36 protein-coding genes are annotated in these 26,426 nt (G+C 61.7%); 35 read left to right on the forward strand and 1 reads right to left on the reverse strand.

Annotated elements, in window-relative coordinates; genetic code table 11:
• The first annotated feature begins 73 nt into the window (after positions 1-73).
• From EDF57_RS18660 to tuf, 6 genes are all read left to right on the forward strand, one after another.
• Entirely contained in the window at positions 74-433 is a 360-nt protein-coding gene (locus EDF57_RS18660) for a hypothetical protein (RefSeq protein ID WP_134095325.1), read from the forward strand.
• A 259-nt stretch (positions 434-692) separates the two neighbouring features.
• Positions 693-1,091, forward strand: a complete 399-nt coding sequence (locus EDF57_RS18665; RefSeq protein WP_166675316.1) for a MafI family immunity protein — start codon at positions 693-695, stop codon at positions 1,089-1,091.
• Between the two features lie 680 nt (positions 1,092-1,771).
• The gene (gene rpsL, locus EDF57_RS18670; RefSeq protein ID WP_007682177.1) at positions 1,772-2,143 is read left to right on the forward strand and encodes a 30S ribosomal protein S12; all 372 of its coding nucleotides are present in this window, start codon (positions 1,772-1,774) and stop codon (positions 2,141-2,143) included.
• 92 nt (positions 2,144-2,235) lie between these two features.
• Positions 2,236-2,706: a 30S ribosomal protein S7 gene (gene rpsG / locus EDF57_RS18675; protein ID WP_132263829.1), complete on the forward strand. Its 471-nt coding sequence runs from the start codon at positions 2,236-2,238 to the stop codon at positions 2,704-2,706.
• Positions 2,707-2,833: 127 nt separating this feature from the next.
• Entirely contained in the window at positions 2,834-4,918 is a 2,085-nt protein-coding gene (gene fusA, locus EDF57_RS18680) for an elongation factor G (RefSeq protein ID WP_134095327.1), read from the forward strand.
• Between the two features lie 90 nt (positions 4,919-5,008).
• Positions 5,009-6,199: an elongation factor Tu gene (gene tuf / locus EDF57_RS18685; RefSeq protein ID WP_132263826.1), complete on the forward strand. Its 1,191-nt coding sequence runs from the start codon at positions 5,009-5,011 to the stop codon at positions 6,197-6,199.
• 115 nt (positions 6,200-6,314) lie between these two features.
• Here the strand turns inward: tuf and EDF57_RS18690 are convergent, their stop codons facing one another.
• Positions 6,315-6,815, reverse strand: coding sequence for a hypothetical protein (locus tag EDF57_RS18690; protein WP_134095328.1), 501 nt, complete (start codon positions 6,813-6,815; stop codon positions 6,315-6,317).
• A gap of 212 nt (positions 6,816-7,027) precedes the next feature.
• On the opposite strand from EDF57_RS18690, the gene rpsJ reads away from it, so the two are divergent.
• From rpsJ to EDF57_RS18835, 29 genes are all read left to right on the forward strand, one after another.
• The gene (gene rpsJ / locus EDF57_RS18695) at positions 7,028-7,339 is read left to right on the forward strand and encodes a 30S ribosomal protein S10 (RefSeq protein WP_007011873.1); all 312 of its coding nucleotides are present in this window, start codon (positions 7,028-7,030) and stop codon (positions 7,337-7,339) included.
• Positions 7,340-7,680: 341 nt separating this feature from the next.
• Positions 7,681-8,436, forward strand: a complete 756-nt coding sequence (gene rplC / locus EDF57_RS18700; protein ID WP_132263823.1) for a 50S ribosomal protein L3 — start codon at positions 7,681-7,683, stop codon at positions 8,434-8,436.
• Between the two features lie 2 nt (positions 8,437-8,438).
• Entirely contained in the window at positions 8,439-9,065 is a 627-nt protein-coding gene (gene rplD / locus EDF57_RS18705) for a 50S ribosomal protein L4 (protein ID WP_132263821.1), read from the forward strand.
• Positions 9,058-9,369 (forward strand): 50S ribosomal protein L23, encoded by a 312-nt coding sequence (locus tag EDF57_RS18710; protein ID WP_086490055.1) that lies wholly within the window; start codon positions 9,058-9,060, stop codon positions 9,367-9,369. The genes rplD and EDF57_RS18710 overlap by 8 nt, the downstream gene beginning before the upstream one ends.
• Positions 9,370-9,373: 4 nt before the next feature.
• Entirely contained in the window at positions 9,374-10,210 is an 837-nt protein-coding gene (gene rplB / locus EDF57_RS18715) for a 50S ribosomal protein L2 (protein ID WP_132263819.1), read from the forward strand.
• Between the two features lie 6 nt (positions 10,211-10,216).
• Positions 10,217-10,495, forward strand: a complete 279-nt coding sequence (rpsS, locus tag EDF57_RS18720; protein WP_054440312.1) for a 30S ribosomal protein S19 — start codon at positions 10,217-10,219, stop codon at positions 10,493-10,495.
• A complete protein-coding gene (gene rplV, locus EDF57_RS18725; protein ID WP_132263817.1) occupies positions 10,495-10,872 on the forward strand; it encodes a 50S ribosomal protein L22 in 378 nt (125 codons plus the stop codon). Before rpsS ends, rplV begins: the two co-directional genes overlap by 1 nt.
• A gap of 3 nt (positions 10,873-10,875) precedes the next feature.
• Positions 10,876-11,586, forward strand: coding sequence for a 30S ribosomal protein S3 (gene rpsC / locus EDF57_RS18730; RefSeq protein WP_132263815.1), 711 nt, complete (start codon positions 10,876-10,878; stop codon positions 11,584-11,586).
• Positions 11,587-11,591: 5 nt separating this feature from the next.
• Positions 11,592-12,026, forward strand: coding sequence for a 50S ribosomal protein L16 (rplP, locus tag EDF57_RS18735; RefSeq protein WP_021233439.1), 435 nt, complete (start codon positions 11,592-11,594; stop codon positions 12,024-12,026).
• 12 nt (positions 12,027-12,038) lie between these two features.
• Positions 12,039-12,239 (forward strand): 50S ribosomal protein L29, encoded by a 201-nt coding sequence (rpmC, locus tag EDF57_RS18740; protein WP_132263813.1) that lies wholly within the window; start codon positions 12,039-12,041, stop codon positions 12,237-12,239.
• A gap of 12 nt (positions 12,240-12,251) precedes the next feature.
• Positions 12,252-12,521, forward strand: coding sequence for a 30S ribosomal protein S17 (gene rpsQ, locus EDF57_RS18745; protein WP_021233437.1), 270 nt, complete (start codon positions 12,252-12,254; stop codon positions 12,519-12,521).
• Positions 12,522-12,682: 161 nt separating this feature from the next.
• Entirely contained in the window at positions 12,683-13,051 is a 369-nt protein-coding gene (rplN, locus tag EDF57_RS18750; RefSeq protein WP_054440322.1) for a 50S ribosomal protein L14, read from the forward strand.
• Positions 13,051-13,368, forward strand: coding sequence for a 50S ribosomal protein L24 (gene rplX / locus EDF57_RS18755; RefSeq protein ID WP_054440323.1), 318 nt, complete (start codon positions 13,051-13,053; stop codon positions 13,366-13,368). The genes rplN and rplX overlap by 1 nt, the downstream gene beginning before the upstream one ends.
• Positions 13,361-13,942: a 50S ribosomal protein L5 gene (gene rplE, locus EDF57_RS18760; protein ID WP_021233434.1), complete on the forward strand. Its 582-nt coding sequence runs from the start codon at positions 13,361-13,363 to the stop codon at positions 13,940-13,942. Before rplX ends, rplE begins: the two co-directional genes overlap by 8 nt.
• 29 nt (positions 13,943-13,971) lie before the next feature.
• A complete protein-coding gene (rpsN, locus tag EDF57_RS18765; RefSeq protein ID WP_134095329.1) occupies positions 13,972-14,277 on the forward strand; it encodes a 30S ribosomal protein S14 in 306 nt (101 codons plus the stop codon).
• A 12-nt stretch (positions 14,278-14,289) separates the two neighbouring features.
• Positions 14,290-14,685 carry a 30S ribosomal protein S8 gene (gene rpsH / locus EDF57_RS18770; RefSeq protein WP_132263809.1) on the forward strand — a complete coding sequence of 132 codons (396 nt, stop codon included), beginning with the start codon at positions 14,290-14,292 and terminating at the stop codon, positions 14,683-14,685.
• Positions 14,685-15,218: a 50S ribosomal protein L6 gene (rplF, locus tag EDF57_RS18775; protein ID WP_132263808.1), complete on the forward strand. Its 534-nt coding sequence runs from the start codon at positions 14,685-14,687 to the stop codon at positions 15,216-15,218. The genes rpsH and rplF overlap by 1 nt, the downstream gene beginning before the upstream one ends.
• A complete protein-coding gene (gene rplR, locus EDF57_RS18780) occupies positions 15,218-15,556 on the forward strand; it encodes a 50S ribosomal protein L18 (RefSeq protein WP_086490045.1) in 339 nt (112 codons plus the stop codon). Before rplF ends, rplR begins: the two co-directional genes overlap by 1 nt.
• Positions 15,557-15,558: 2 nt before the next feature.
• The gene (rpsE, locus tag EDF57_RS18785) at positions 15,559-16,269 is read left to right on the forward strand and encodes a 30S ribosomal protein S5 (RefSeq protein WP_132263806.1); all 711 of its coding nucleotides are present in this window, start codon (positions 15,559-15,561) and stop codon (positions 16,267-16,269) included.
• Positions 16,270-16,274: 5 nt separating this feature from the next.
• Positions 16,275-16,451, forward strand: a complete 177-nt coding sequence (gene rpmD / locus EDF57_RS18790; RefSeq protein ID WP_132263804.1) for a 50S ribosomal protein L30 — start codon at positions 16,275-16,277, stop codon at positions 16,449-16,451.
• Positions 16,452-16,760: 309 nt separating this feature from the next.
• On the forward strand, positions 16,761-18,029 hold the full coding sequence (locus EDF57_RS18795; RefSeq protein WP_166675317.1) for a hypothetical protein: 1,269 nt from the start codon (positions 16,761-16,763) through the stop codon (positions 18,027-18,029).
• Between the two features lie 99 nt (positions 18,030-18,128).
• Positions 18,129-18,608 carry a 50S ribosomal protein L15 gene (rplO, locus tag EDF57_RS18800; RefSeq protein WP_134095331.1) on the forward strand — a complete coding sequence of 160 codons (480 nt, stop codon included), beginning with the start codon at positions 18,129-18,131 and terminating at the stop codon, positions 18,606-18,608.
• Between the two features lie 248 nt (positions 18,609-18,856).
• Positions 18,857-20,224, forward strand: coding sequence for a preprotein translocase subunit SecY (gene secY / locus EDF57_RS18805; protein WP_132263799.1), 1,368 nt, complete (start codon positions 18,857-18,859; stop codon positions 20,222-20,224).
• Between the two features lie 32 nt (positions 20,225-20,256).
• Positions 20,257-20,904, forward strand: coding sequence for an adenylate kinase (locus EDF57_RS18810; RefSeq protein ID WP_134095332.1), 648 nt, complete (start codon positions 20,257-20,259; stop codon positions 20,902-20,904).
• A gap of 457 nt (positions 20,905-21,361) precedes the next feature.
• Positions 21,362-21,730, forward strand: a complete 369-nt coding sequence (gene rpsM / locus EDF57_RS18815) for a 30S ribosomal protein S13 (RefSeq protein WP_132263796.1) — start codon at positions 21,362-21,364, stop codon at positions 21,728-21,730.
• A gap of 66 nt (positions 21,731-21,796) precedes the next feature.
• The gene (gene rpsK, locus EDF57_RS18820; protein WP_132263794.1) at positions 21,797-22,186 is read left to right on the forward strand and encodes a 30S ribosomal protein S11; all 390 of its coding nucleotides are present in this window, start codon (positions 21,797-21,799) and stop codon (positions 22,184-22,186) included.
• 105 nt (positions 22,187-22,291) lie between these two features.
• Complete coding sequence (locus EDF57_RS18825) at positions 22,292-23,359, forward strand: DNA-directed RNA polymerase subunit alpha (RefSeq protein ID WP_134095333.1); 1,068 nt, start codon at positions 22,292-22,294, stop codon at positions 23,357-23,359.
• Positions 23,360-23,578: 219 nt separating this feature from the next.
• On the forward strand, positions 23,579-24,001 hold the full coding sequence (gene rplQ / locus EDF57_RS18830; RefSeq protein WP_132263790.1) for a 50S ribosomal protein L17: 423 nt from the start codon (positions 23,579-23,581) through the stop codon (positions 23,999-24,001).
• A 160-nt stretch (positions 24,002-24,161) separates the two neighbouring features.
• On the forward strand, positions 24,162-26,285 hold the full coding sequence (locus EDF57_RS18835) for a prolyl oligopeptidase family serine peptidase (RefSeq protein ID WP_134095334.1): 2,124 nt from the start codon (positions 24,162-24,164) through the stop codon (positions 26,283-26,285).
• Positions 26,286-26,426 lie beyond the last annotated feature (141 nt).

The following is a 26,426-nucleotide window of genomic DNA, read 5'->3' on the forward strand; positions in this document are numbered from 1 at the left end:
CAATCTGGGGGAAAATTTGCCGGGCTAACTTGCATTCGAGCCTATACAGTCATGGTGGAATCGCGAGGAGTTTATGAACGCAGTCATCGGAACCAATGATTATCCGGTCGCCGAGCGACATCAAATAGACAATAGCAGAATGTTGATCCTATTCCGATCACACTTAGAGGATGGATCAATAGAATCTGAAATTCTCGGGAAAGAAATTTGCCTCTTCGATGTGGATGGAAGATTTTTGTGGAAAATAAATCCCGCCCCGGGATCAACTGTAGGATATGATAGGGTTTACAATCCAAACAGCACTGAACTTTTTGATTTTGTGCACTTATTTTGTAATGACGGAAATTATTTCGCCGAAAGATACAACGGGGATGTCTTCGAAATCGACCTGAAAGACGGAACCGCGAATTACGTCTTCTGGAAAAAGTCCTGAGATTAATCGTCGGCTATGTTGGCGTGTCCGGAAAGATAGCTTTGGAACCAAAAATCTCGAATTGCAGACCTTCGCTCCCGATTACGACTATGACAGCTTCCCACCCATGATAGCCGTTAAAGCTGTGAATTTGTACTGCTTGGTTACGGTCGGGCAGCTTTACGCGGGCAGACGATGCCATAGGGGATCCGGAACGGCGAGCATGGGTGGACTCTGGTCATTGCTGCAATTGGGAACGAAGGCCTGAAATCCGAGATTTTTGGTTCCAAAGCTGCCTTTCCGGAGCCGCCAACAAAGCGGTCATACAGTGAAGGGCGACGTATCACGAAAATTGGGCTTTGCCGCAAACGCCGGATTGTCGCAGTGCTGCGGGGCGAATATGAAATTGACCATGGATGACATTATCAAGCGAGTTCGGGCTCTCGGATTGGGCTTTCTTGGACGAATTGATTCTCGGCGCATTGATTTTGCCCTCGGCTATATTGATCACAATGAGCTACCGCTGGCATTCGACACCTTGTGCGATTACATCTGCGATTATTCTAATTCGATTACGAGAATCGAATACGATGAAATCAGAAGTCTCGAAATTCATTTCGGCACACCGGTAAATTCGAGGATCTCGTCAATAATGGCTGGCATGGTTTTCGGTACCTAACACCTCGAAGGTGTCGACCTCGTTTAAGCAGCCCGTCAGCTTTCCCAACATTGATGCCATAGCGCCCGAAGCTGGGATGGCTTGAAAGCGGCCGTTCATTTTTCACGAGTTGAATGGCGGACTTGGGGCGTCAGCGGAATGGCGAGTTTCCTCAAGGCCGTGCCTTAAGTGTGCAGGCGGGGGCGTTCAGTCGCGGTTGTTTCGCTTTCCTTGACCCACCGCCCCAAATCTCCTAAGGGCGCCCATCTCCTGTGAGTGTTCTCGCGGGAAACGACATAGAGCTGAACATTGTCATGTCAGCATTTCCGGGACTTTCCCGCAGCCTGGCTGCCGGAAAAGCCGCTTTGGGAACGCCTTTCGCGAGTCGCGGGGTGGTTCTTGCCGGAAGGGCGCATGGCAAAGTAATCCGGTGCATTTGCCTGGGTGGAGTGTTTTTCGGCTCACGTTCGACGGTTGCCATGGGCGAACCGCCAGTAACTCCGGATCGGGGTGAAAGGGCTGGTTCCGATATCCGGCTCGTCTCGCGTGAACTCTCGAAAATATTCCGTCCCTTTCAGATGCTCCGGGCTCCGATGTCGATCGGTCCCTTGGGGTGCGAAGGGTTCGCGCCGGTGCGCCTGCTGCTGCAGGCATCGCTCCGGCCCGGATCCATCGCACTCCCATTTGAAAGAAGAGTATAGATGCCCACTATCAACCAGCTGATCCGCAAGGGTCGCGAGCCGCAGAAGGCCAAGTCGAAGGTTCCTGCGATGGAGCAGAACCCGCAGAAGCGCGGCGTTTGCACCCGCGTTTACACCACGACCCCGAAGAAGCCGAACTCGGCTCTCCGCAAGGTCGCCAAGGTGCGCCTGACCAACAGCCGCGAAGTCATTTCGTACATCCCGGGTGAAGGCCACAACCTGCAGGAGCACTCGGTCGTGCTCATCCGCGGCGGCCGCGTCCGCGATCTTCCCGGCGTTCGCTACCACATCCTGCGCGGCGTGCTCGACACCCAGGGCGTCAAGGATCGCAAGCAGAGCCGTTCGAAGTACGGCGCCAAGCGTCCGAAGTAAGCCGGCCCGCGGGGCTTCGCGCCTCGCACGGTACAAGATTTACCGGCCGGTGATGCTCACGCTCCCGCCCGAAAGAACAAGGAATATCAACGATGTCACGTCGTCGTCGTCCCGAGAAGCGGATTATCCTGCCCGATCCCAAGTTCGGGGATCTCATCCTGTCGAAGTTCATGAACAACCTCATGTACGACGGCAAGAAGTCGGTCGCTGAAGCGATCGTCTACGGTGCCATGGAAACCATGGAAACCCGCGCCAAGGCCAACCCGGTCCAGCTGTTCCACGACGCCCTGAACAACGTCGCGCCGCAGATCGAAGTCCGCAGCCGCCGCGTCGGTGGTGCGACCTACCAGGTCCCGGTCGAAGTCCGTCCGGAGCGCGCCCAGGCTCTCGCCATCCGCTGGCTCATCACCGCAGCCCGCAACCGTCCCGAGACCACCATGTCGGCGCGTCTCTCGGGCGAGCTGCTCGATGCTGCCAACAACCGCGGCAATGCCGTGAAGAAGCGCGAAGACACGCACCGCATGGCGGACGCGAACCGCGCCTTCTCGCACTACCGCTGGTAATGTGCGTGGTGTCGCCCGGATCGATTGCCTCTCGGCGGTCATCCGGGCGTCACACTTTTATTTCAGGGGGCGAGGTCTTATCTGAAGGCCGCTCCGCTCCCAAACACTCCTGCTAAGGATTTTCACCATGGCACGCAGCCATCCGCTCAATATGTACCGTAACATCGGTATTATGGCGCACATCGACGCCGGTAAGACCACCACGACCGAGCGAATCCTCTACTACACCGGCAAGTCCTACAAGATCGGCGAAGTCCACGACGGCGCTGCGACCATGGACTGGATGGAGCAGGAGCAGGAACGCGGCATCACCATCACCTCGGCTGCGACCACCTGCTTCTGGACGTCCGAGGGCCAGGAATACCGCATCAACATCATCGACACCCCCGGGCACGTCGACTTCACCATCGAAGTCGAACGCTCGCTGCGCGTGCTCGACGGTGCGGTCGCGTGCTTCGACGGCGTTGCCGGCGTTGAGCCGCAGTCGGAAACCGTGTGGCGCCAGGCCGACAAGTACGGCGTTCCGCGCATGTGCTTCATCAACAAGCTCGACCGTACCGGCGCGAACTTCAAGTACTGCGTGCAGTCGATCATCGACCGCCTCGGTGCGACGCCTGCCGTGCTCTACATTCCGATCGGCCTCGAAGCCGACCTGAAGGGCCTGGTCGATCTGGTTCACAACCGCGCCATCGTCTGGAAGGACGAATCGCTCGGCGCCGAATTCTTCTACGAAGAAATCCCGGCTGAACTGGCTGACGAAGCTGCCGAATACCGTGAAAAGCTGCTCGAACTCGCTGTCGAGCAGGACGATGCGGTCATGGAAGCCTACCTCGAAGGCACCGAGCCCGACGTCGCCACGCTGAAGGCGCTGATCCGCAAGGGCACGCTGAACCACAAGTTCGTTCCGGTCGTCTGCGGTTCGGCGTTCAAGAACAAGGGCGTGCAGCCCCTGCTCGACGCCGTCGTCGACTACCTGCCTTCGCCGCTCGACATCGAAGACGTCCAGGGCGTTAAGGTTGACAGCGACGAAGCCGACAGCCGTCCGCCGGAAGACAGCGCACCGTTCTCGGCGCTGGCCTTCAAGGTCATGAACGATCCCTTCGTGGGCTCGCTCACCTTCATCCGCATCTATTCGGGTACGCTCGCCAAGGGCACTTACCTGAACTCGGTGAAGGGCAAGAAGGAAAAGGTTGGCCGTATCCTCGAGATGCACGCCAACGACCGTAAGGACATCGACGAGGCCTTCGCGGGCGACATCGTCGCGCTGGCCGGCATGAAGGAAACCACCACGGGCGACACGCTCTGCGCGGAAAAGGCGCCGATCGTTCTCGAACGCATGGAATTCCCCGAGCCGGTTATCGAACTCTCGGTCGAACCGAAGACCAAGGCCGACCAGGAGAAGATGGGCGTTGCGCTCAACCGTCTCTCGGCTGAGGATCCCTCGTTCCGCGTCACCACCGACCACGAGTCGGGCCAGACGATCATCAAGGGCATGGGCGAACTTCACCTGGACATCATCGTCGACCGTATGCGTCGCGAGTTCAAGGTCGAAGCCAACGTCGGCGCTCCGCAGGTCGCCTATCGCGAATACCTCGCCAAGCCTGTCGATGTGGACTACACCCACAAGAAGCAGTCGGGCGGTACCGGTCAGTTCGGTCGCGTGAAGATCAAGGTCACGCCGGGCGAGCGCGGTGCGGGCATCACCTTCAAGGACGAGATCAAGGGCGGTAACATTCCGAAGGAATATATCCCCGCGATCGAAAAGGGCATGCGCGAAACCGCTGCCTCGGGCTCGCTGGTCGGCTTCCCGATCATCGACTTCGACATCGTCCTCTACGACGGTGCCTACCACGACGTCGACTCGTCGGCCCTGGCCTTCGAAATCGCCGGTCGCGGTGCCATGCGTGAAGTCGCGCAGAAGTCCGGCATCAAGCTGCTCGAGCCGATCATGAAGGTTGAAGTCGTCACCCCCGAGGAATATCTCGGCGACGTCATCGGCGACATGAACAGCCGTCGTGGTCAGATCCAGGGAACCGACAGCCGCGGCAATGCCCAGGTCGTCGAATCCATGGTCCCGCTGGCCAACATGTTCGGCTACGTGAACCAGCTCCGCTCGTTCACCCAGGGCCGTGCAAACTACTCGATGTTCTTCTCCCACTATGACGAGGTCCCGGCGAACGTCGCGGCCGAGGTCAAGGAGAAGCTTGCTTAAAAGGCAAGATCAGACTACGGGCGGCGCCTGTTTCAGCGGGCGCCGTCCATTCCCGCAGATTCGATTTCAAGCGAAAAGAAGGTTTGAACAATGGCGAAGGCAAAATTCGAGCGGAACAAGCCGCACTGCAACATTGGCACCATCGGTCACGTCGACCACGGCAAGACGACCCTGACGGCCGCCATCACCAAGGTCATGTCGGAAGCTTTCGGCGGTGAAGCCGTTGACTTCGCCAACATCGACAAGGCTCCGGAAGAGCGCGAGCGCGGCATCACCATCTCGACCGCTCACGTTGAGTACGAGACGGAAGCCCGTCACTACGCACACGTCGACTGCCCGGGTCACGCTGACTACGTGAAGAACATGATCACCGGTGCCGCCCAGATGGACGGCGCGATCCTGGTCGTGAACGCTGCTGACGGCCCGATGCCGCAGACCCGCGAGCACATCCTGCTTGCCCGCCAGGTCGGCGTGCCGCAGCTTGTCGTGTTCATGAACAAGGTCGACCAGGTCGACGATCCGGAACTCCTCGAGCTCGTCGAGCTGGAAGTTCGTGAACTGCTCTCGTCGTACGATTTCGACGGCGACAACATTCCGATCGTCATGGGTTCGGCTCTGGCCGCTCTTGAAGGCCGCGACGACAACATCGGCAAGGAAAAGATCCTTGAGCTGATGAAGGCAGTCGACGACTTCATCCCGCAGCCCCCGCGTCCCACCGACAAGGCATTCCTGATGCCCGTCGAAGACGTGTTCTCGATCTCGGGTCGTGGTACGGTTGTTACCGGCCGCGTCGAAACCGGCATCGTCAAGGTTGGTGAAGAAGTCGAAGTCGTTGGTATCCGCGACACGCAGAAGACCACCGTCACCGGCGTCGAAATGTTCCGCAAGCTGCTCGACCAGGGTGAAGCCGGCGACAACATCGGTGCACTGGTTCGTGGCCTGAAGCGCGACGACGTTGAGCGTGGCCAGGTTCTCGCCAAGCCGGGCACCGTGACCCCGCACACCGAGTTCTCGGCTGAAGTCTACGTTCTGTCGAAGGACGAAGGCGGCCGTCACACGCCGTTCTTCGCCAACTACCGTCCGCAGTTCTACTTCCGCACCACCGACGTGACCGGCGAAGTGATCCTTCCCGAGGGCACCGAGATGGTCATGCCGGGCGACAACGTTTCGCTGACCGTGAAGCTGATCGCTCCGATCGCCATGGACGAAGGTCTCCGCTTCGCAATCCGCGAAGGCGGCCGCACCGTCGGTTCGGGCGTCGTTGCCACGATCACGAAGTAATTCGCTGATCGGCTTCGGCTAACGTGATTGGCCCGGCGTCTCGAGAGAGACGCCGGGCTTTTCGCGTTTGTGGAGCTGAATGGATTTAAAGGGTGCTAAGCCCCGGCATGCAGTTTTATCGGGCCCGCAAATCGCCCTGTGCGATCTTCCATGCATCCGAGCCCTTGGGTGCTTCGGGAATGGACGCGAGGTCGATGTAGTAGACGGGTGCCGGCACGCGGCCGAACGGTATGGTGATGCAGGGGCCTAAGCAGCCGGGCAGGTCCCAGAGGTCCGGCGGGTAGGCTGCGCCCGTGCGGGTGCTTTCGTCGACGGATTTCGACGCCGGGACGCGCTGGTTCGTGCCGTCGCCGTTATGGGAGCAGACAACGATGGTGCCGTCATTGCCGCCATTGCTGGCGCGGGCGGCCTCACGGCATGCGTTGTCCACGGGGCCACTCCCGGCATCGGGCATGGCGGCGTGAGCGGTGAGCACGTCGGTATTGTCGAGGTCGATCGGAACTCCCGTCTGGCTGCGGCCGTAGGGGGAATTGCCGGCTGCGGCGGGCTCGGGTGTCAGACATGCAAGTGTTAGCGCGGCAAGTGCGCGGGAAATTATCGTGGTAGTGGAGGGCATTGAAAGCGCCTTCTGTTAGGCGTCGCCATGCCAAGGTAGGATGCTGATCGGGGGCAGGAAAGAGGGGATGCGATGAACTGCATTGGCGGCCCCCGGGAACCTGCCGGACTTGATGAAATCAGGGCTTGCCCGACTCGGCGTCAACGTGTAGTGGCGCGGTTCGAATTTGACGGGGCTTCGGCCCTTTGGCTCTTTCTCATCGGTAGTAGGTAATGGAAGCTCAGAACATCCGTATCCGCCTCAAGGCGTTTGACCATCGCGTGCTCGACCAGGCCACTGGCGAAATCGCTGACACGGCTCGCCGCACCGGCGCTCTGATTCGTGGGCCCATTCCCCTGCCGACGAAGATCGAGAAGTTCACGGTCAACCGTGGTCCGCACATCGACAAGAAGTCGCGTGAGCAGTTCGAAGTCCGCACCTACAAGCGTCTGCTTGATATCGTGCAGCCGAACGCAGCTACCGTCGACGCTCTGATGAAGCTGGACCTTGCTGCCGGCGTGAACGTCGAGATCAAGCTGGCCTAAGCCGGTTTGCGGGGTAACCGAAAGGTTGCCCCGAAAGTCCTTTCCGATCGGACTTTAAACGATCGAGGCGAAATTCGGATCTTCGGATCCAAATTGTCCTTGTCGGCCGAGAGGCCGGCTTTGCGGGGAGAAACCCGCAGAGACAGCGCCCCGGAAGGGGACACAAGGGATACCTCCGCCGCCGCCTTCGGGCAGTGTCGGGAATGCGTCCCCCGTCTCGTTTCCGCTGTCCTTGATGGGCATGCAGGGAACACCTGACCCGGACGGGGTTCGTATCACAAATAGGGTTGGACACGCGCACGAGGGATGGTCCTGCGTGCGCCTCTGTAAGGAGAAAGGTCATGCGTACAGGCGTGATCGCCAAGAAAGTCGGGATGACCCGCCTGTTCCAGGAGGACGGTCGCCACGTGCCCGTCACTGTCCTGGCACTTGAAGACTGTCAGGTGGTTTCGGTCCGTACTGCTGATCGTGACGGCTACGTCGCGGTTCAGCTCGGTGCGGGCGAAGCAAAGCAGAAGAACGTTGCCAAGCCGCAGCGCGAACATTTCGCCAAGGCTCAGGTTCCCCTCAAGATGCGCGTCGCGGAATTCCGCGTCGCCGACGACGCCCTTCTGGAAGTCGGTGCCACGATCGCAGCCTCGCACTTCGTGCCCGGCCAGCTGGTCGACGTAGGCGGCCACACCCAGGGCAAGGGCTTCCAGGGTGCCATGAAGCGCTGGGGCTTCGGCGGTATGCGCGCCACCCACGGTGTGTCGATCTCGCACCGTGCCCACGGTTCGACGGGTAACCGTCAGGATCCGGGCAAGGTGTTCAAGAACAAGAAGATGGCCGGCCACATGGGCGACCGTCAGCGCACCCAGCAGAACCTCGAAGTCGTCCGCGTGGACGACGAGCGTGGCCTGATCTTCGTCAAGGGCTCGGTTCCGGGTTCGAAGAACGCCTGGCTCACCGTTTCGGACGCCGTCAAGGTCGACCGTCACGCCGAGGCTCCGTACCCCGCCGGCATCAAGTCGGCCAGCAACACCAATGATACGGCCGCTGCCGTGACCCCGGCTGAAGCCGCGGCTCCCGAAGCGACCGAAGGCCAGGAGGGCTAATCATGAAGGTTCAGGTCCTCAATATCGACGGTTCGGCCGCTAACGCCGACATCGAGCTTTCGGACGACGTGTTCGGCCTCGAGCCGCGCGCTGACATCCTGCACCGGGTCGTCACCTGGCAGCTCGAAAATCGCCGCGGCATCGCCCGTGCGACCCGCGAGCGCTCGGAAGTCGCGCGCACCGGCAAGAAGTTCGGTCGCCAGAAGGGCGGCGGTACTGCCCGTCACGGCGACCGTGCGGCTCCGGTGTTCATCGGCGGTGGTAAGGCTCACGGTGCTCGTCGCCGCGAGTTCAACATCTCGCTGAACAAGAAGATCCGTGCACTCGGTCTGAAGATGGCCCTTTCGGCCAAGGCTCAGAACGGCCTCGTGATCGTCGACTCGCTCGACGTGGCTGATGCCAAGACCAAGGTGCTTGCCGGTCAGCTCGCCAAGGCGAACTTCGGCAAGAAGGTTCTCGTCATGGACGGTGAGCAGGTCAACGAGGGCTTCGCCCTGGCTGCCCGCAACATCATCGGCGTCAATGTGCTTCCGGCTGTCGGCGCCAATGTCTACGACATCCTGAAGCATGATACGCTGGTGTTGACGCGCGCCGCGGTCGAGAAGCTGGAGGCGCGTTTCAATGGCTAAGAGCAACGTGGACATCCGTCATTACGACGTGATCCTCTCGCCGCACATCACCGAGAAGTCGACCCTGCTTTCCGAGCAGAACGCGGTCGTTTTCAAGGTGGCTGACAAGGCGACCAAGCCCGAGATCAAGGCTGCCGTCGAAGCTCTGTTCGACGTCAAGGTCACCGGCGTGAACACGCTGGTCGTCAAGGGCAAGACCAAGCGCTGGCGCGGTAAGGCTTACCGTCGCAGCGACGTGAAGAAGGCGATCGTCACGCTGGCCGAAGGCCAGTCGATTGACATCACCGAAGGCGTGCGGGGCTGATCCGATGGCACTTAAGAAGTACAACCCGACCAGCCCCGCCCGCCGCGGCCTGGTCCTCGTCGACAAGTCGTCGCTCTGGAAGGGCAAGCCCCTCAAGGCGCTGACCGAAGGCAAGAGCAAGACCGGCGGCCGCAACAACAAGGGTCATGTCACCTCGCGTGGCATCGCCGGTGGTCACAAGCAGAAGTACCGCTTCATCGACTTCAAGCGTCGTAAGTGGGACATGGAAGCGACCGTGGAGCGGATCGAGTACGATCCCAACCGCACCGCCTTCATCGCCCTCGTGAAGTACACCGACGGTGAGCTGACCTACATCATCGCGCCGCAGCGCCTCGCCGTAGGCGATGTCGTTGTTGCCGGCGAAAAGACCGACGTGAAGCCTGGCAACGCCATGCTCCTGTCGCAGATGCCGGTCGGCACGATCTGCCACAACGTCGAGATGAAGCCCGGCAAGGGCGGCCAGATCGCTCGTTCGGCAGGCACGTACGTTCAGGTCGTCGGTCGTGACCGCGGCATGGTCATCGTTCGTCTGAACTCGGGCGAGCAGCGCTACCTGCGTGGCGATTGCATGGGCACCGTTGGCGCCGTGTCGAACCCCGACAACGCCAACCAGACCCTCGCCAAGGCCGGTCGCGGTCGTTGGCTGGGCCGTCGTCCGCTGACCCGCGGTGTTGCCAAGAACCCGGTCGACCACCCGCACGGCGGTGGTGAAGGCCGTACCTCGGGCGGCCGTCACCCGGTCACTCCGTGGGGCAAGCCGACCAAGGGTGCTCGCACTCGCAACAACAAGCAGACGGACAAGATGATCATCCGTTCGCGCCACGCCAAGAAGAAGAGGTAAGACACGATGGCACGTTCCGTCTGGAAAGGCCCCTTCGTCGACCTGTACCTTCTCAAGAAGGCCGAGGTCGCGCAGGATGCCGGCAACCGCGCTGGTCCGATCAAGACCTGGTCGCGTCGCTCCACCATTCTCCCGCAGTTCGTTGGTCTGACCTTCTCGGTCTACAACGGTCACAAGTTCATCCCGGTTTCGGTGAACGAGGACATGGTCGGTCACAAGCTCGGTGAATTCGCGCCCACGCGCACGTTCCCCGGCCACGCCGCCGACAAGAAGGGCAAGCGCTAATGAGCAAGCAGGCAGCACCCCGCCGCGTTGGCGAGAAGGAAGCTCTTGCGGTCGGCACCACCATCCGTGGTTCCGCCCAGAAGCTCAATCTCGTCGCCGCCCTGATCCGTGGCCGCAAGGCCGAGGACGCGATGAACATCCTGACCTTCTCCAAGAAGGCGATGGCTCAGGACGCTCGCAAGATCCTCGCTTCGGCAATCGCGAACGCGGAGAACAACCACAACCTCGACGTCGACGCTCTGGTCGTCGCCGAGGCGTCGGTCGGCAAGTCGATCACCATGAAGCGCTTCCACGCTCGTGGTCGCGGCAAGTCCACCCGCATCCTCAAGCCGTTTTCGCGCCTGCGGATCGTCGTTCGCGAAGTCGAGGAGGCCTGATCCATGGGTCATAAGAGCAATCCGATCGGTCTGCGTCTGCAGATCAACCGTACCTGGGACAGCCGCTGGTTTGCGGAAGGCCGGGACTACGGCAAGCTGCTTGAGGAAGACCTCAAGATCCGCAAGTTCATCATTGACACCGTGCCCCAGGCTGCGGTTTCGAAGGTGGTCATCGAGCGTCCGGCCAAGCTGTGCCGCATCTCGATCTACGCAGCCCGTCCCGGTGTGATCATCGGCAAGAAGGGTGCGGACATCGAGAAGCTGCGCAAGCAGCTTGCGAAGATGACTTCGAGCGAAGTGAAGCTGAACATCGTCGAAATCCGCAAGCCGGAAATCGATTCGAAGCTCGTCGCTCAGGGCATTGCCGATCAGCTGATCCGCCGTGTTGCCTTCCGCCGTGCGATGAAGCGCGCCGTTCAGTCGGCCCTTCGTCTTGGCGCCGAAGGCATCAAGATCACCTGTGGTGGTCGTCTTGGCGGTGCGGAAATCGCGCGTACCGAATGGTACCGTGAAGGCCGCGTGCCGCTTCACACCCTGCGTGCCAACATCGACTATGCCGAAGCCGAGGCGCTGACCGCCTATGGCATCATCGGCATCAAGGTCTGGATCTTCAAGGGCGAAATCCTTGGCCACGACCCGATGGCGCAGGACCGCCTGATGATGGAGGCGCAGACCTCCGGCGTGCGTCCGGCACGCGATGACCGCAGGAACTAAGAGTCATGCTGCAACCGAAGAAGACCAAGTTCCGCAAGGCCTTCAAGGGCCGGATCAAGGGTGATGCCAAGGGTGGCACCGACCTGAACTTCGGCTCGTACGGCCTCAAGGCCCTCGAGCCGGAGCGGATCACCGCCCGCCAGATCGAAGCGGCTCGCCGCGCGATCACGCGTCACATCAAGCGCCAGGGTCGTCTCTGGATCCGCGTCTTCCCCGACGTGCCGGTTTCGAAGAAGCCTGCTGAAGTCCGTCAGGGTAAGGGCAAGGGTTCGGTCGAATACTGGGCGGCCCGCGTCAAGCCCGGCCGTATCCTGTTCGAACTGGACGGCGTCGCTGGCCCGCTCGCAGCCGAGGCTTTCAGCCGCGCTGCGATGAAGCTGCCGATCAAGACCAAGGTCGTGGCTCGCCTCGGCGACACCTCGCACCTTGGCGGCGAGTAAGGAAGTCGAATCATGGCAAACAAGATCGAAGACTTTCGTGCCAAGACCGACGATCAGCTGACTGCTGACCTCGCCGACTTGAAGCGCGAACAGTTCAACCTGCGGTTCCAGGCCGCGACCAGCCAGCTTGAAGCGCCCGCGCGTATCAAGCAGGTGCGTCGTGACATCGCCCGCATCAAGACGCTCCAGGCCGAGCGTTCGGCGCAGGCCTAAGGAGGAAACACGATGCCCAAGCGTATTCTGATCGGGACCGTCGTTTCCGACAAGACCGACAAGACCGTGACCGTACTGGTCGAGCGCAAGGTGAAGCACCCCCTCTACGGGAAGATCATCCGTCGCTCGAAGAAGTACCACGCTCACGACGAAGATAACGCCTTCAAGACCGGCGAACGCGTCCGGATCGAGGAGACGAAGCCCTTCTCGAAGACCAAGACCTGGAAGGTTCTTGATCGTCTTCAGGCGAGCAAGGGTACGGCACTCGAAGCCGAGGTCTAAGGACCTCGGCCTCAAGGCCGGACAAGAGTGTTGACCTTCGCGGGTGAATGCGGCAAATGGCCGCACTTCGCCCGTCGGGGCGACTCGGGCCCCTCGTGGGCCTGTCTTTTTAGGAACTGCCGGACTTGTTCCGGCAAGCCAGTTGAGAAGGACTCGGATCGATGATCCAGATGCAATCCAATCTCGACGTCGCGGACAACAGCGGCGCAAAGCGCGTCCAGTGCATCAAGGTACTGGGTGGCTCCAAGCGTCGTTTCGCAGGCGTCGGCGACATCATCGTGGTGTCGGTGAAGGAGGCGCAGCCCCGCGCTCGCGTCAAGAAGGGCGACGTTCACCGTGCGGTGATCGTGCGTACCCGTAAGGACGTCCGTCGTGCAGACGGTAGCGTTATCCGCTTCGACAGCAACGCGGCGGTGCTCATCAACAAGAACGAGGAGCCGATCGGCACTCGTATCTTTGGCCCCGTCGTTCGCGAGCTGCGCGGCAAGGGCTTCATGAAGATCATCTCGCTCGCTCCGGAGGTGCTGTAATGGCTGCTTCGAAGATCAAGAAGGGTGACGCCGTCGTCGTCCTGTCCGGCAAGGACAAGGGCCGCACCGGCACCGTGCTTCAGGTTCTCCCGAAGGACGGCAAGGTCGTGGTTGAAGGCGTGAACGTCGCAACCCGTCACCGCAAGCCGACCCAGCAGAACCCGCAGGGCGGCATCGAGCGCATTCCGGCCCCGATGGCTATCAGCAAGATTGCTGTTGCCGACAAGGACGGCAAGCCGACGCGCGTTCGCTTCGAAACCAAGGACGGCAAGAAGGTCCGCGTGGCCGTGAAGTCCGGGGAGACCATCGATGGCTGAGAAGTATACTCCGCGTCTGCGCTCGAAGTACGACGCTGAAATCGCGAAGGCGATGACCGAGAAGTTCGGTTACAAGAACGTGATGGAAGTGCCGAAGATCGAGAAGATCACGCTCAACATGGGCGTCGGTGAGGCCAGCCAGGACAAGAAGAAGGTCCAGACTGCCGCTGCCGAGATGGAAGCCATCGCCGGTCAGAAGCCCGTCGTTACCAAGGCCCGCAAGTCGATCGCGCAGTTCAAGCTGCGTGAAGGCATGCCGATCGGCTGCAAGGTGACGCTGCGTCGTGAACGCATGTACGAGTTTCTCGATCGTCTCGTCACCATCGCAATGCCCCGCATTCGCGACTTCCGTGGTCTGAACCCGAAGTCGTTCGACGGCCGCGGCAACTACGCGATGGGTCTCAAGGAGCAGATCATCTTCCCGGAGATCAGCTACGACAAGATCGAGAAGGTGCGTGGCATGGACATCATCGTCACCACCACCGCGAAGACCGACGAGGAAGCGCGCGAGCTGCTTCGTCTGTTCGGTTTCCCGTTCCCGGCTGAAGAGTCGGAACAGAAGGAAGCGGCGTGAGCCGCCGCTGAGGAAGAGAGCTTAAGTCCATGGCGAAACTGAGTTCCGTGAACAAGAACGAGCGCCGCAAGCAGCTCGTTAAGAAGTATGCAGGCAAGTACGCGCGCCTGAAGGCAGTGGCCGATGACGAATCGCTCGACGAAACCGAGCGCCTCATCGCCCGCCTGAGGCTGGCCGAGATCCCGCGCAACGGTAACCCCACCCGGGTTCGTAACCGTTGTGCGACCACCGGTCGTCCGCGCGGTTACTACCGCAAGTTCGGTCTGTGCCGCGTCGAGCTGCGCGATCTTGCCAACAAGGGCATGATCCCCGGCGTGACCAAGTCGAGCTGGTAAGGGTACGAAGCAATGGCTATGACCGATCCCCTGGGTGATATGCTCACCCGCATCCGCAACGGACAGCAGGCAAAGAAGGACACCGTCCTCTCGCCGGCTTCCAAGCTTCGTGCCCGTGTGCTCGAAGTGCTTCAGCGCGAAGGCTACATCCGTGGCTTCAGCGACGACGCAACCGGCGCACACCCGCAGCTTCGCATCGAGTTGAAGTACTTCGAAGGCGAGCCCGCCATCAAGCACATCGCTCGCGTCTCCAAGCCTGGCCGCCGCGTCTACTCGGGTTCCAAGGAACTCCCTGTGGTGCGCAACGGTCTCGGCATCACCATCGTCTCGACGCCCAAGGGCGTGCTCTCGGATGCCGAAGCACGTTCGCAGAACGTCGGCGGCGAAGTGCTGGCGGAGGTGTTCTAATGAGCCGCATCGGCAAGAAGCCGGTTGTGATCCCTGGCGGGGTCACTGCCGCCATCGATAACGGTGTCCTCACGGTGAAGGGGCCCAAGGGCGTTCTCACCATGGGTCTGTCCGACCTCGTGACCTACGCGGTCGAGGACGGTTCGATTGCCGTTCAGCCCGCCAACCAGACCAAGGCTGCCCGCAGCCACTGGGGCATGCAGCGCACCCTCGTCTCGAACCTGGTGGAAGGCGTTACCAACGGCTTCTCCAAGGTCCTCGAGATCAAGGGCGTCGGCTACCGTGCAGCAGCTCAGGGCAAGAACCTGAAGCTGCAGCTCGGCTACTCGCACGACGTTGACATCGCTGTGCCGGAAGGCATCGAGGTCAAGACCCCGGACAACACCACGGTCGAGATCTCTGGCGTCGACAAGCAGAAGGTCGGCCAACTCGCGGCCGAAATCCGTCGCTGGCGCAAGCCCGAGCCGTACAAGGGCAAGGGCATCAAGTACCGCGGCGAATTCATCTTCCGCAAGGAAGGGAAGAAGAAGTAATGGCCAAGCTTTCCCTTTTCGAGCGCCGTCGCCGGCGCGTCCGCACCGCCCTCAAGGCCCGTGCGGGTGGTCGTCCCCGTCTGTCGGTGCACCGCACCGGCCGTCACATCTATGCGCAGATCATCGACGACGCGCAGGGTCACACCGTGGCTGCAGCCAACACGCTTGGCGCCAAGGGCACCGATACGGATGCCGCAGTCCGCGTGGGCAAGGAACTCGCCGAGGCCGCCAAGAAGGCGGGCATCACCTCGGTCGTGTTCGATCGTGGCGGTTTCCTCTTCCATGGCCGCGTCAAGGCGCTGGCCGAAGCCGCCCGTGAAGGCGGGCTGGAGTTCTGATCATGGCTGACGAAAACATCAACGAAGCACCGATCGCGGCCGAGCACCCCCAGGGTGGCGACGCGCAGGAGACTCGTGAAGGTCGTGGCCGTGGCCGTGGCCGTGGCGAACGCGGTGAGCGTGGCGGCCGTGGCCGTCGCGACGACCGCCGTGGCGGCCGGAACGAGGAAGAGCAGGGCGAAGAGCTGATTGAAAAGCTCGTCCACATCAACCGCGTTTCGAAGACGGTCAAGGGCGGCAAGCGCTTCGGCTTCGCAGCACTGGTCGTCGTGGGTGACGGCAAGGGCCGCGTAGGCTTTGGCCATGCCAAGGCTCGCGAAGTTCCCGAGGCAATCACGAAGGCCACTGCTTCTGCAAAGAAGAAGATGGTCCGCGTGGCACTGAAGGAAGGCCGCACGCTTCACCATGACGGTCGGGGCCACTTCGGCGCCGGCAAGGTGAATGTGCGTTCGGCTCCGGCCGGTACCGGCATCATCGCCGGTGGCCCGATGCGCGCCGTGTTCGAGAGCCTCGGCGTCCACGACGTCGTGACCAAGTCGGTCGGTACCTCGAACCCGTACAACATGATCCGCGCTACCTTCGACGCGCTCGTCAACCAGACTTCGCCGAAGTCGGTTGCACAGCGTCGCGGCAAGAAGGTCGCTGACCTGCTTGGTCGCGGTGGTGCCACCGAGGCAGAGGCTGAAGCCGCTGCCGAAGCCATCGTGGAGTAAGTCTCATGGCGAAGATCAAGATCAAGCAGATCGGTTCGCCGATCCGTCGCCCCGAGAGCCAGAAGAAGATCCTCATCGGTCTTGGCCTCGGCAAGATGCACAAGGTCGTCGAACGCGAAGACACCCCGGAAGTCCGTGGTGCGATCGCAAAGCTGCCGCACATGGTTGCGGTGGTCGACTGATCGACCTGCCTCAGGCACGATATTCGGAAAGGCCTCGGTGGAAACACCGGGGCCTTTCTGGTTTTGGCGAAGGGCAGGGCGCTAGGGGCTATGGAAAGGGCGAGGCTAGACGCGCTCGCGCGAAATCTGTGTGTGGCTGCGTGTCCGGCTCCCCAATCGGGCATGACTTGTGCTAAGCGCGGCGGGATTTGGATTTCCCCGGGGGATACATTGCTTCGCAGGACCATCGCGGCCTCATCCTTGTGCCTGGCCGCTCTCGCCGTTTCCGGATGCGAGGGCAGCGAACCGAGCGACAACGGCGAAACCTATGTGCAGGAAAGCCCGGCTGCCGAACCGGCCTGTAACGATCCGCTCGCGGATCCGGCGACGCTCGAGCGTGACCGGCTTGCGGATAAGGCGTTGAAGGCGTTGCTCGCCACTGGACAGGCCGATCCCGTTGCAGAGGCGCACAAGGCGGCCGCTTCCGGGGATTATCGTCTTGTCGCTGCGGTCACGCTGGACGGCATCGACACGACTGAGTTTGGGGCCCAATGCGTGCTTCGCGGCGGTCTTTCGCCCCGCATGGCGCGCGTCGTGACGTATTTCGGCGATGATGCGCTGCCCACGCCGGCTCCCATCCCGATCGCCACGGGCACTGAGGGTGCCGGCGAAGAGGGGGAGGATCCCCTTGGAGACTTCGCACGTACCTTCAACGAGACGCTAATCGCCGATGATGCCTATCCCTATCGTGACGTCTGTCGCGTGGTTCCGGCGGTTGAGGGCGAAGGCAAGTCGGACCAGGCCGACAAAGACGCCAAGCCGGTAAAGGCCGACAAGAAGGGCGCAAGTGCAAAGCCCGCGGATGCCGCAGCTTCGGGCAAGACGGCGGAGAGGAAGGGCGTGAAGCGTCACGGGCGCGACTATGGCTATGCGAACCTCGGGCCCTTGTCGGAAAGCTCGACACTTGCCGACGCTGCTCGCCGGGGGAATGTCGCTGTGCTTCGCAAGCTGCTGGAGGCGCCCACTGCTGATGCAACGGGCGACGCGCTGGACGGACTGACGACGATCGATTCGCCCGATCTCTTCGGCATGACTCCGCTCGCCTGGGCCATCGCCTATCGCCGCGAGGCGGCCGCAGGGTTCTTGCTGTCGCAGCATGCCAGTCCGTCGGGTGCCCAGTGCCAGGCCCTGGTCGACCGCGATTCGCCGATGCAGATCGCGCGGGCGCTGTCCTGGACTGCCTTGGTTCTTCGGATGAAGTCGCTGGTAACGGAGCAGGAATATAACGCGCTTGCGGAAGAGCCGGCGCTTCCGGACGGCAACAAGGCGGCCTTCAACGCCGAACTGGCCAAGCTGGGCGACACTTACGGTACCGTGTTCAACAAGGACACGATGACGCGGCACGAGTTGAAGTTCGCCATCGATGCCAAGGGCAAGATCAAATCTTGCAGTTTTGAGCCCAAAACCGTTTCGACGGCGTTCGACGCCGACATTTGCCGGCTTGGCCGGGAGCAACTGCATTGGAAGCCCGCACGCAACGCCGAAGGGCGAACAGTGCCGGGCGATGCGAAGCTGGTGATTCGCATGCGGGGCAGCTGAAGCCGCGACATCGCGGATTCAGGGGTGACAAGGCCGGCCGGTTCGCCTATTGGGCCGCCTTCCCATTAGCGCGACCAAAAGCGAAAGCGAGTGCAGACTATGAAGTTGAACGAAATCCGCGACAACGATGGCGCCCGTCATCGTCGTATCCGCGTCGGCCGTGGCATCGGTTCGGGCAAGGGCAAGACTGCTGGCCGCGGCCAGAAGGGTGCCAAGGCGCGTTCGGGCGTCTCGATCAACGGCTTTGAAGGCGGCCAGATGCCGCTTCACATGCGTCTCCCGAAGCGCGGCTTCAGCAACAAGAAGTTCGCCAAGGACTACGCTGAAGTGAACCTCGGCATGATCCAGAAGGCGATCGAAGCCGGCAAGCTCGACATCTCGGGCGTCGTCGACCACGCTGTTCTCCAGGCCGCCGGCCTGGCCCGTGGCGGCAAGGACGGCGTGCGCCTCCTCGCCAAGGGTGAACTGACCGAGAAGGTCGAGTTCAACGTTGCCGGTGCTTCGAAGAGCGCTGTTGCCGCAGTCGAGAAGGCTGGTGGTTCGGTGATGCTTCCTGCCAAGGAAGCCGCTGAGGCCTGAGGCATCGCAACCGCGATATGCTCATAAAGGGAGGGCGGGCGCCATGCGCTTCGCCCTCTCTTCATTCCAACGGGTGCCTTGACTTGGATCGGCCTTAGAACATGGCGGATTCGATGGGGCGCGGGGCGACAGGGCTTCCAGACCCGGTACGAATGTCTATATGAGCGGACCAGAACCGGTGTTCGACAAGCCTTCTTGCAGTCGCTAAGGCTGGACCCGAACCGACTATCGAGGCTTTACAAAACGTCATGGCTTCACGCGCCGACAATATCGCCAGCACTCTGAGCCTGGCCAATTTCTCGAAGGCGACCGAGCTCAAGAACCGCATCTGGTTCACGATCGGCGCCCTGATCGTTTTCCGCTTCCTGAGCTTCGTTCCGCTGCCCGGCGTCAATCCGCTGATTCTCTCGCAGCTTTACAGCAAGACCCAGGGCGGCATTCTCGACCTCTTCAACACTTTCTCGGGCGGTTCGCTTTCGCGAATGAGCCTGATTGCGCTCGGCGTGATGCCTTACATCACCAGCTCGATCGTGGTGCAGTTGGCTGCTTCGCTTCACCCGGCGCTGGTGGCGCTGAAGAAGGAAGGCGAAGCCGGGCGCAAGAAGCTGAACCAGTACACCCGCTATGGCGCTGTGCTGCTCTGCGCCATCCAGGGCTGGTTCCTGGCCGTCAGCCTCGAAGCTTACGGCGCGTCGAGCGGCCTGCAGGCCGTCGTCGATCCGGGCCTTCTGTTCCGCGTCGGCGCCGTCATCTCGCTGGTCGGCGGCACCATGTTCCTGCTGTGGCTGGGTGAACAGATCACTTCGCGCGGTATCGGTAACGGCGTTTCGCTGATCATCATGGCCGGTATCGTCGCGCAGATGCCGACTTTCGCGAGCAACGTGGGGCAGGCCTACAGCGCCGGTGACACGGGCTCGTTCCTGATCATCGCGCTGATCGTGCTGATCGTGGCGATGATCCTGATGATCTGCTTCGCAGAACGCGCACAGCGCCGCTTGCTGATCCAGTATCCCAAGCGCGCCACGCAGCGCGGCATGATGCAGGCGGATCGCAGCCATCTGCCGCTGAAGATCAATACCGCGGGCGTCATCCCGCCGATCTTCGCAAGTTCGCTGCTGCTGCTGCCGCTCACCATCACCCAGTTCGCGGGCAAGTCGCTGAACCCCGAATCGACCTGGGGCAAGATCGTTGTCGCGCTCAACCAGTACCTGGGCCACGGCAAGCCGCTCTACATGCTGCTTTACGCATCGGGTATCATCTTCTTCTCGTTCTTCTACACCGCCGTCGTCTTCAATCCCGAGGAAACGGCCGAGAACCTGAAGAAGAACGGTGGCTTCATTCCCGGCATCCGTCCGGGCAAGAACACCGCGAACTATCTCGATTATGTGCTGACGCGCGTGACCGTGATCGGCGCGATCTACCTGACCATCGTCTGCACCGTTCCCGAGTATTTCCTCTCGATGACCGGTCTGCCGTTGCTGTTCATGGGTGGGACCAGCCTGCTGATCGTCGTCAACGTCACCGTCGACACGATTACTCAGATTCAGTCGCACCTGCTGGCGCACCAGTACGGCGATCTGATCAAGAAGGCGAAACTGAAGGGCCGTATGCGCTGATAGCGCATTCAGGGACAGATGAGGGGTAAGGCGTGAATATCATCCTGTTGGGCCCGCCGGGGGCGGGCAAGGGCACCCAGGCGCAGCGTCTGGTCGAACGGCATGGCATGCGCCAGCTCTCGACTGGCGACATGCTGCGCGCCGCCGTAAAGGCGGGCACGCCCACGGGACTTGAAGCCAAGGCCGTAATGGAACGCGGCGAGCTGGTTTCGGACGCCATCGTTTCGGCGCTGATCGGCGATGAACTGGACGCGATGGGCGCCGATACCGGCGCGATCTTCGACGGCTATCCGCGTACCGCCGCGCAGGCGGAATCGCTCGACGCGATTCTTTCCTCTCGCGGCCGCAAGCTCGATCATGTGGTCGAGCTTGAGGTCGACGAAGAGGCGCTGGTCGAGCGGATCACCGGGCGCTTTACTTGCGCGACTTGCGGCAAGGGCTATCACGACACGTTCGAGCGGCCCAAGGTCGACGGCGTCTGCGACAAGTGCGGAGGGACGGAATTCAAGCGTCGCCCGGACGACAATGCAGAAACCGTGCGCACCCGCCTGGCCGAGTATCGTGCCAAGACAGCGCCGATCCTGCCTATCTACGAGGCGCGCGGCATCGTGGCCAAGGTGGATGGCATGGCGGACATGGATCATGTTACCGCTGCCATCGAGGGCGCGCTGAGGACCTGAACCAGGGGGGGCATCGCCCCCTCGACCGACAGAGCTTATCCGACAGCCCCGATCCTTTGCCGGTGCGAGCCGCAGAGGGTCGGGGCTTCGTCTTTCCGGCCGAGGGACAGTATGGAAAAGGCGGCTTGTCGGCGAGCGGCCCTTCTATGCCGGCGCATCCGCCTGGAACCCGGTCGTTTCTTTGACTAACGCCCTTAGATGCGATACACAGATCGCGAAGTCACTCTCCCCGCTCCGACATGCGACGGGGATCGAGCGGCAACAGGTTCGCGGGCGTTGACAGCCCTTGCGAATCGTTCTATGCGCGCCCTTCACTCAAAAGGTTTCGGCAAGTCCGGGTGGCGATGGCACCAAGCGTGCCGCCGACCGGGCGCTGTTGTCATTTCACCTTTCGGGTGAGTAAGCGTTGAGATAGGGGTCGTCCCTAGGGCGCTCCCTGTGGAGCATGGAGATTTAAGTGGCTCGTATTGCCGGGGTAAACATCCCCACCAACAAGCGCGTTATCATCGCGCTCACCTACATCCATGGTATCGGTCGTACCAAGGCTCTCGAGATCGCCGACAAGCTCGGCATCGATCACAGCCGTCGCGTACAGGACCTGTCGGACGCCGAAGTCCTGCAGATCCGCGAAACGATCGACGCCGACCTCACGGTCGAGGGTGATCTTCGTCGCGAAACCGCGATGAACATCAAGCGCCTGATGGACCTCGCCTGCTACCGTGGCCTGCGTCACCGCAAGGGTCTGCCGGTTCGTGGCCAGCGCACGCATACCAATGCGCGCACCCGCAAGGGCAAGGCCAAGCCGATCGCCGGCAAGAAGAAGTAAGCTGATTGGGTCGAGCAATCGACCCAACCGGTTTCCCCCAGCGATTTTTCGACAGGATACACGAACATGGCACGCGAACCTCAGCGCGTTAAGCGCCGCGAGCGCAAGAACATCACCAGCGGCATTGCGCATGTGAATGCCAGCTTCAACAACACCATGGTGACCATCACCGACGCCCAGGGCAACGCGATTTCGTGGTCCTCGGCCGGCATGATGGGCTTCAAGGGCAGCCGCAAGTCGACCCCGTACGCTGCACAGGTTGCAGCTGACGATGCCGGCAAGAAGGCCGCCGAGCACGGCGTCCGCACCCTCGAAGTCGAAGTCAAGGGCCCGGGTTCGGGCCGTGAGAGCGCCCTGCGCGCCCTCCAGGCGGTCGGCTTCACCATTACCTCGATCCGCGATGTGACGCCGATCCCGCACAACGGTGTGCGTCCTTCCAAGCGTCGCCGCGTCTGATCGAGCTAATCCGGACGGCGAACCGGTCGCTGTCCGGCTTCGGAACGTCCCGAGCCTTTCCACCAGGCTTCGGGGCGTAACCGCCATCACTCCCAGGGGAAGTCCATGACTGTCAACATCAAGAACTGGCAGGAACTCAAGAAGCCGAACAGCCTTGAGATCAAGCCGGGACCCGACCCCAAGCTGAAGGCGACCTTCGTCGCCGAACCTCTCGAGCGCGGTTTTGGCCTGACGCTCGGCAACGCGCTGCGTCGCGTGCTGCTCTCCTCGCTGCAGGGCGCCGCGATCACCTCGATCAAGATCGAGAACGTGCTGCACGAATTCTCGTCGCTTGCCGGTGTGCGCGAGGACGTCACGGACATCGTCCTGAACGTCAAGCAGATCGCTCTCAAGATGCAGGGCGAAGGCCCGAAGCGTCTTCAGCTCTCGGCCACTGGCCCGGGTGAAGTGAAGGCGGGCGACATCGCCGTTTCGGGCGATATCGAGGTCATGAACAAGGACCTCGTGATCTGTCACCTCGACGAGGGTGCGGTCCTGAACATGGAACTCACCGCCGACACCGGCAAGGGCTACGTCCCCGCCGTGTCGAACCGTCCTGTTGACGCGCCGATCGGTCTTATCCCGGTCGACTCGCTCTACTCGCCGGTCCGTCAGGTCAGCTACAAGGTCGACAATGCCCGTATCGGTCAGGAACTCGACTACGACAAGCTGAGCCTCGCGGTCGAAACCGACGGCACCGTCACCCCTGAAGACGCCGTGGCTTATGCCGCGCGCATTCTCCAGGACCAGCTGGCGCTGTTCGTCCACTTCGAGGACATCGCTCCGGTTGGCCAGTCGCCGATGATCGGCATGGCTGCTGGCGGCGCTGCTGCTTCGGAGGAGAGCGACACCAACCAGCTCAACCGTTACCTTCTCAAGAAGGTCGACGAACTGGAGCTGTCGGTGCGTTCGGCCAACTGCCTCAAGAACGACAACATCATCTATATCGGCGACTTGGTTCAGAAGACCGAAGCCGAGATGCTGCGCACGCCGAACTTCGGCCGCAAGTCGCTCAACGAGATCAAGGAAGTTCTTTCCTCGATGGGTCTGCGCCTCGGCATGGACATCCCAGGCTGGCCGCCCGAGAACATCGAAGAAATGGCCAAGAAGCTCGAGCAGGAACTGCTCGGCTGATCGGTCTTTCCGATATGCAAAGAAGAAGGGCTTCGCAGCGATGCGGGGCCCTTCTTCTTTTAATGAGGGCGGAATTCCGCCCTTCGCGCTTGACTCTTTAAGTCAGATCGTCTTGAGGGCAGCGCTTCACGATACGTGAGCCGGTTTTGGGCGGTGGCCGCACCACATCGCCCGGCAGGCAGTACCTGAGACGGCTGCCTGACGAACGGAGAAGAAATCATGCGTCACAAAATGGGCGGCCGCAAGCTGCAGCGCAAGTCCGGCCACCGTACTGCGCTGCTGCGCAACATGGCCGCTGCGCTCATCAAGCACGAGCAGATCAAGACCACCACGCCAAAGGCGAAGGAACTGCGTCCCTACATCGAGAAGCTGATCACGCTGGCGAAGCATGGCGGCCTTTCGAACCGTCGTCTCGCGCACGCGCGCCTTCTCGACGAAACGCAGGAAGCCAAGCTCTTCGAAGTGCTCGCAGAGCGCTACAAGAACCGTGAAGGCGGTTACACCCGCATCATCAAGGCCGGCATCCGCGCATCGGACGCCGCTCCGATCGCGATCATCGAACTGGTTGATCGCGACGTGGAAGCCAAGGGCCAGGATTCGGGTCCGGTTGCTGCCGAAACCGAAGAATACGCAGAAGCCTGATAGCTTCTGAAGGCCCGCTTTCCACAAGGAGGCGGACCAGACATTGCAAGAGCGGTCGCGAGTGCTAGGCTCGCGGCCGCTTTTTGTTTTTTGAAATCAGGGGAATGGAATGCCTTGGAAGGGCGGGCTCGGCGGGGCTCATATTGCGACGGCTTGTGCGATGACTTTCAGCCTGCTGCTTGCAGCCATGCCGGTTTCGGCGCAGACGGTGGCCACGATGAACTATCCAGAAACGCGCCGAGACGATGTGGTCGAAACCCTGTTTGGGGAAAAGATCGCGGATCCCTATCGATGGCTGGAGGCGGACGTCCGCCACGACGCCAAAGTGGCCGACTGGGTGGATCGCGAATCGCACTACACCGAGAATTACCTAGAGACTCTGCCGCAGCGAGCGTGGTTCAAGCAGCGCATCAGTGCGCTCATGAACTTCGAGCGCTTCGGGCTGCCGACGAAGGCTGGCACCCGGTATTTCTATACGCGCAACACCGGCTTGCAGAACCAGTCGCAGCTTTTCGTGCGCGACGGCCTGCACGGCAAGGCGCGGCTTCTGCTCGATCCCAATGCCTGGGCCAAGGATGGCGCGACCGCGCTGGACGCCTGGGAGCCGTCGCAGCAGGGCCGCTATCTGCTGTACAGCGTACAGGACGGCGGCAGCGACTGGCGCATTCTCCATGTGATGGACACCGCCAGCGGCAAAGTCCTTGAAGATGAGCTGCGCTGGGTGAAATTCAGCGCACTGGCTTGGATCGGGGAGGAAGGCTTCCTTTATTCCCGTTTCCCCGCACCGGAGGATGGCGCGGCTTTCCAGAGCCGGAACTACAATCAGGGCGTCTACTACCACCGTCTGGGCACGCCCCAGGCCGCGGACGAGCTCGTCTACTCCACACCCGAGCATCCTGACTACGGCCATACCGCCGAGGTTACGCAGGACGGCCGCCTGGCGGTCATCACGTCGCACATCGGCACGGATTCCCGCTACGACGTGCGGGTGGTCGATCTTTCTAAGCGCGGCAAGACCGGATGGCACGCGCGCTCGATCGTCACCGGCTTCAAGGATGACTGGCGCCTTGTGGAAGGGGCCGGGCAGAAGCTCTGGCTCGTGACCAACGAGAGTGCTCCGCGCTACCGCCTCGTCAGCATCGATCTGGCCGCGAGCGATCCTGTGTTCACGCAAGTCGTGGCCGAACGCGAGGATATCCTCGAAAAAGCAGGCATCGTCGGCCGCCAGCTGGTTCTCAACTATATGCGCGATGCCGCCAGCCATGCGGAGATCGTTGGGTTGGACGGCAAGCCGGGCAGGGCGCTTGCTCTCAACGGCATCGGCACCGCTTCCGGCTTCCGGGGTAAACCGGGCGATCCAGAGACGTTCTACTCGTTCACCAGCTTCAACCGTCCCGCGTCGATCTTCCGCATGAATCTCGATACCGGCGCTTCTGAGCCCTTCGCGGAACCGGCGATGGACTTCGATCCCGCGCAAATCGCAGTCGAGCAGCGTTTCTACGTTTCGAAGGATGGCACGCGCGTGCCGATGTTCCTGGTACGCCGCAAAGACGTAGCGCAGGCAGGCAAGCCGGTGCCGACGCTGCTCTACGGCTACGGCGGGTTTGATATTTCGCTGACGCCGGGCTTCTCGGCGAGCCGTATGGCCTGGGTGCAGGCGGGCGGCGCCTTCGCGATGGCGAATTTGCGCGGTGGCGGCGAGTACGGCCGCGCTTGGCATGACGCCGGGCGCCGGGCCAACAAGCAGAACGTCTTCGACGATTTCATCGCTGCGGGAGAATACCTCAAGGCAGAGGGCATCGCCGCCAAGGATGGATTGGCGATTCAGGGCGGATCGAACGGCGGCCTATTGGTCGGTGCGGTACTGAACCAGCGGCCCGACCTGTTTGCTGCCGGCGTGCCGCAAGTCGGGGTGATGGATATGCTTCGCTTCGACCGATTCACGGCCGGGCGCTATTGGGTCGACGATTACGGCTATCCTGACCGTGAGGCGGACTTCCGCGTGCTGCGCGCGTATTCGCCTTACCACAATATTAAGGCGGGCACGGATTATCCTGCCATTCTGGTCACCACGGCCGATACAGACGATCGCGTGGTGCCGGGGCATTCCTTCAAGTATGCGGCGGCCCTCCAGGCGGCGCCGCTGGGCGACAAGCCGCACCTCATTCGTATCGAGACGCGCGCCGGGCACGGTTCGGGCAAGCCTACGGACAAGGTGATCGAGGAGAGTGCGGATGTGCTGTCTTTCGTGGCGCAGTGGACCGGGCTGTCGGTTCCGAAGTGAGGTTCCGCGCCAAGCGGGCATGAGAGTGGGTTGCGTTCGGCGCTGAAAGCCGGACTATGGCATGGTTCGCGGGCCGCTTGGGCGGCCGACCGCAAGGGAGCGACGAACCATGCCGAACCTTTTCAGGACACTGTCTCGCTG

Origin of the sequence: Novosphingobium sp. PhB55, assembly GCF_004368805.1 — a bacterium.
Lineage (GTDB): Bacteria > Pseudomonadota > Alphaproteobacteria > Sphingomonadales > Sphingomonadaceae > Novosphingobium.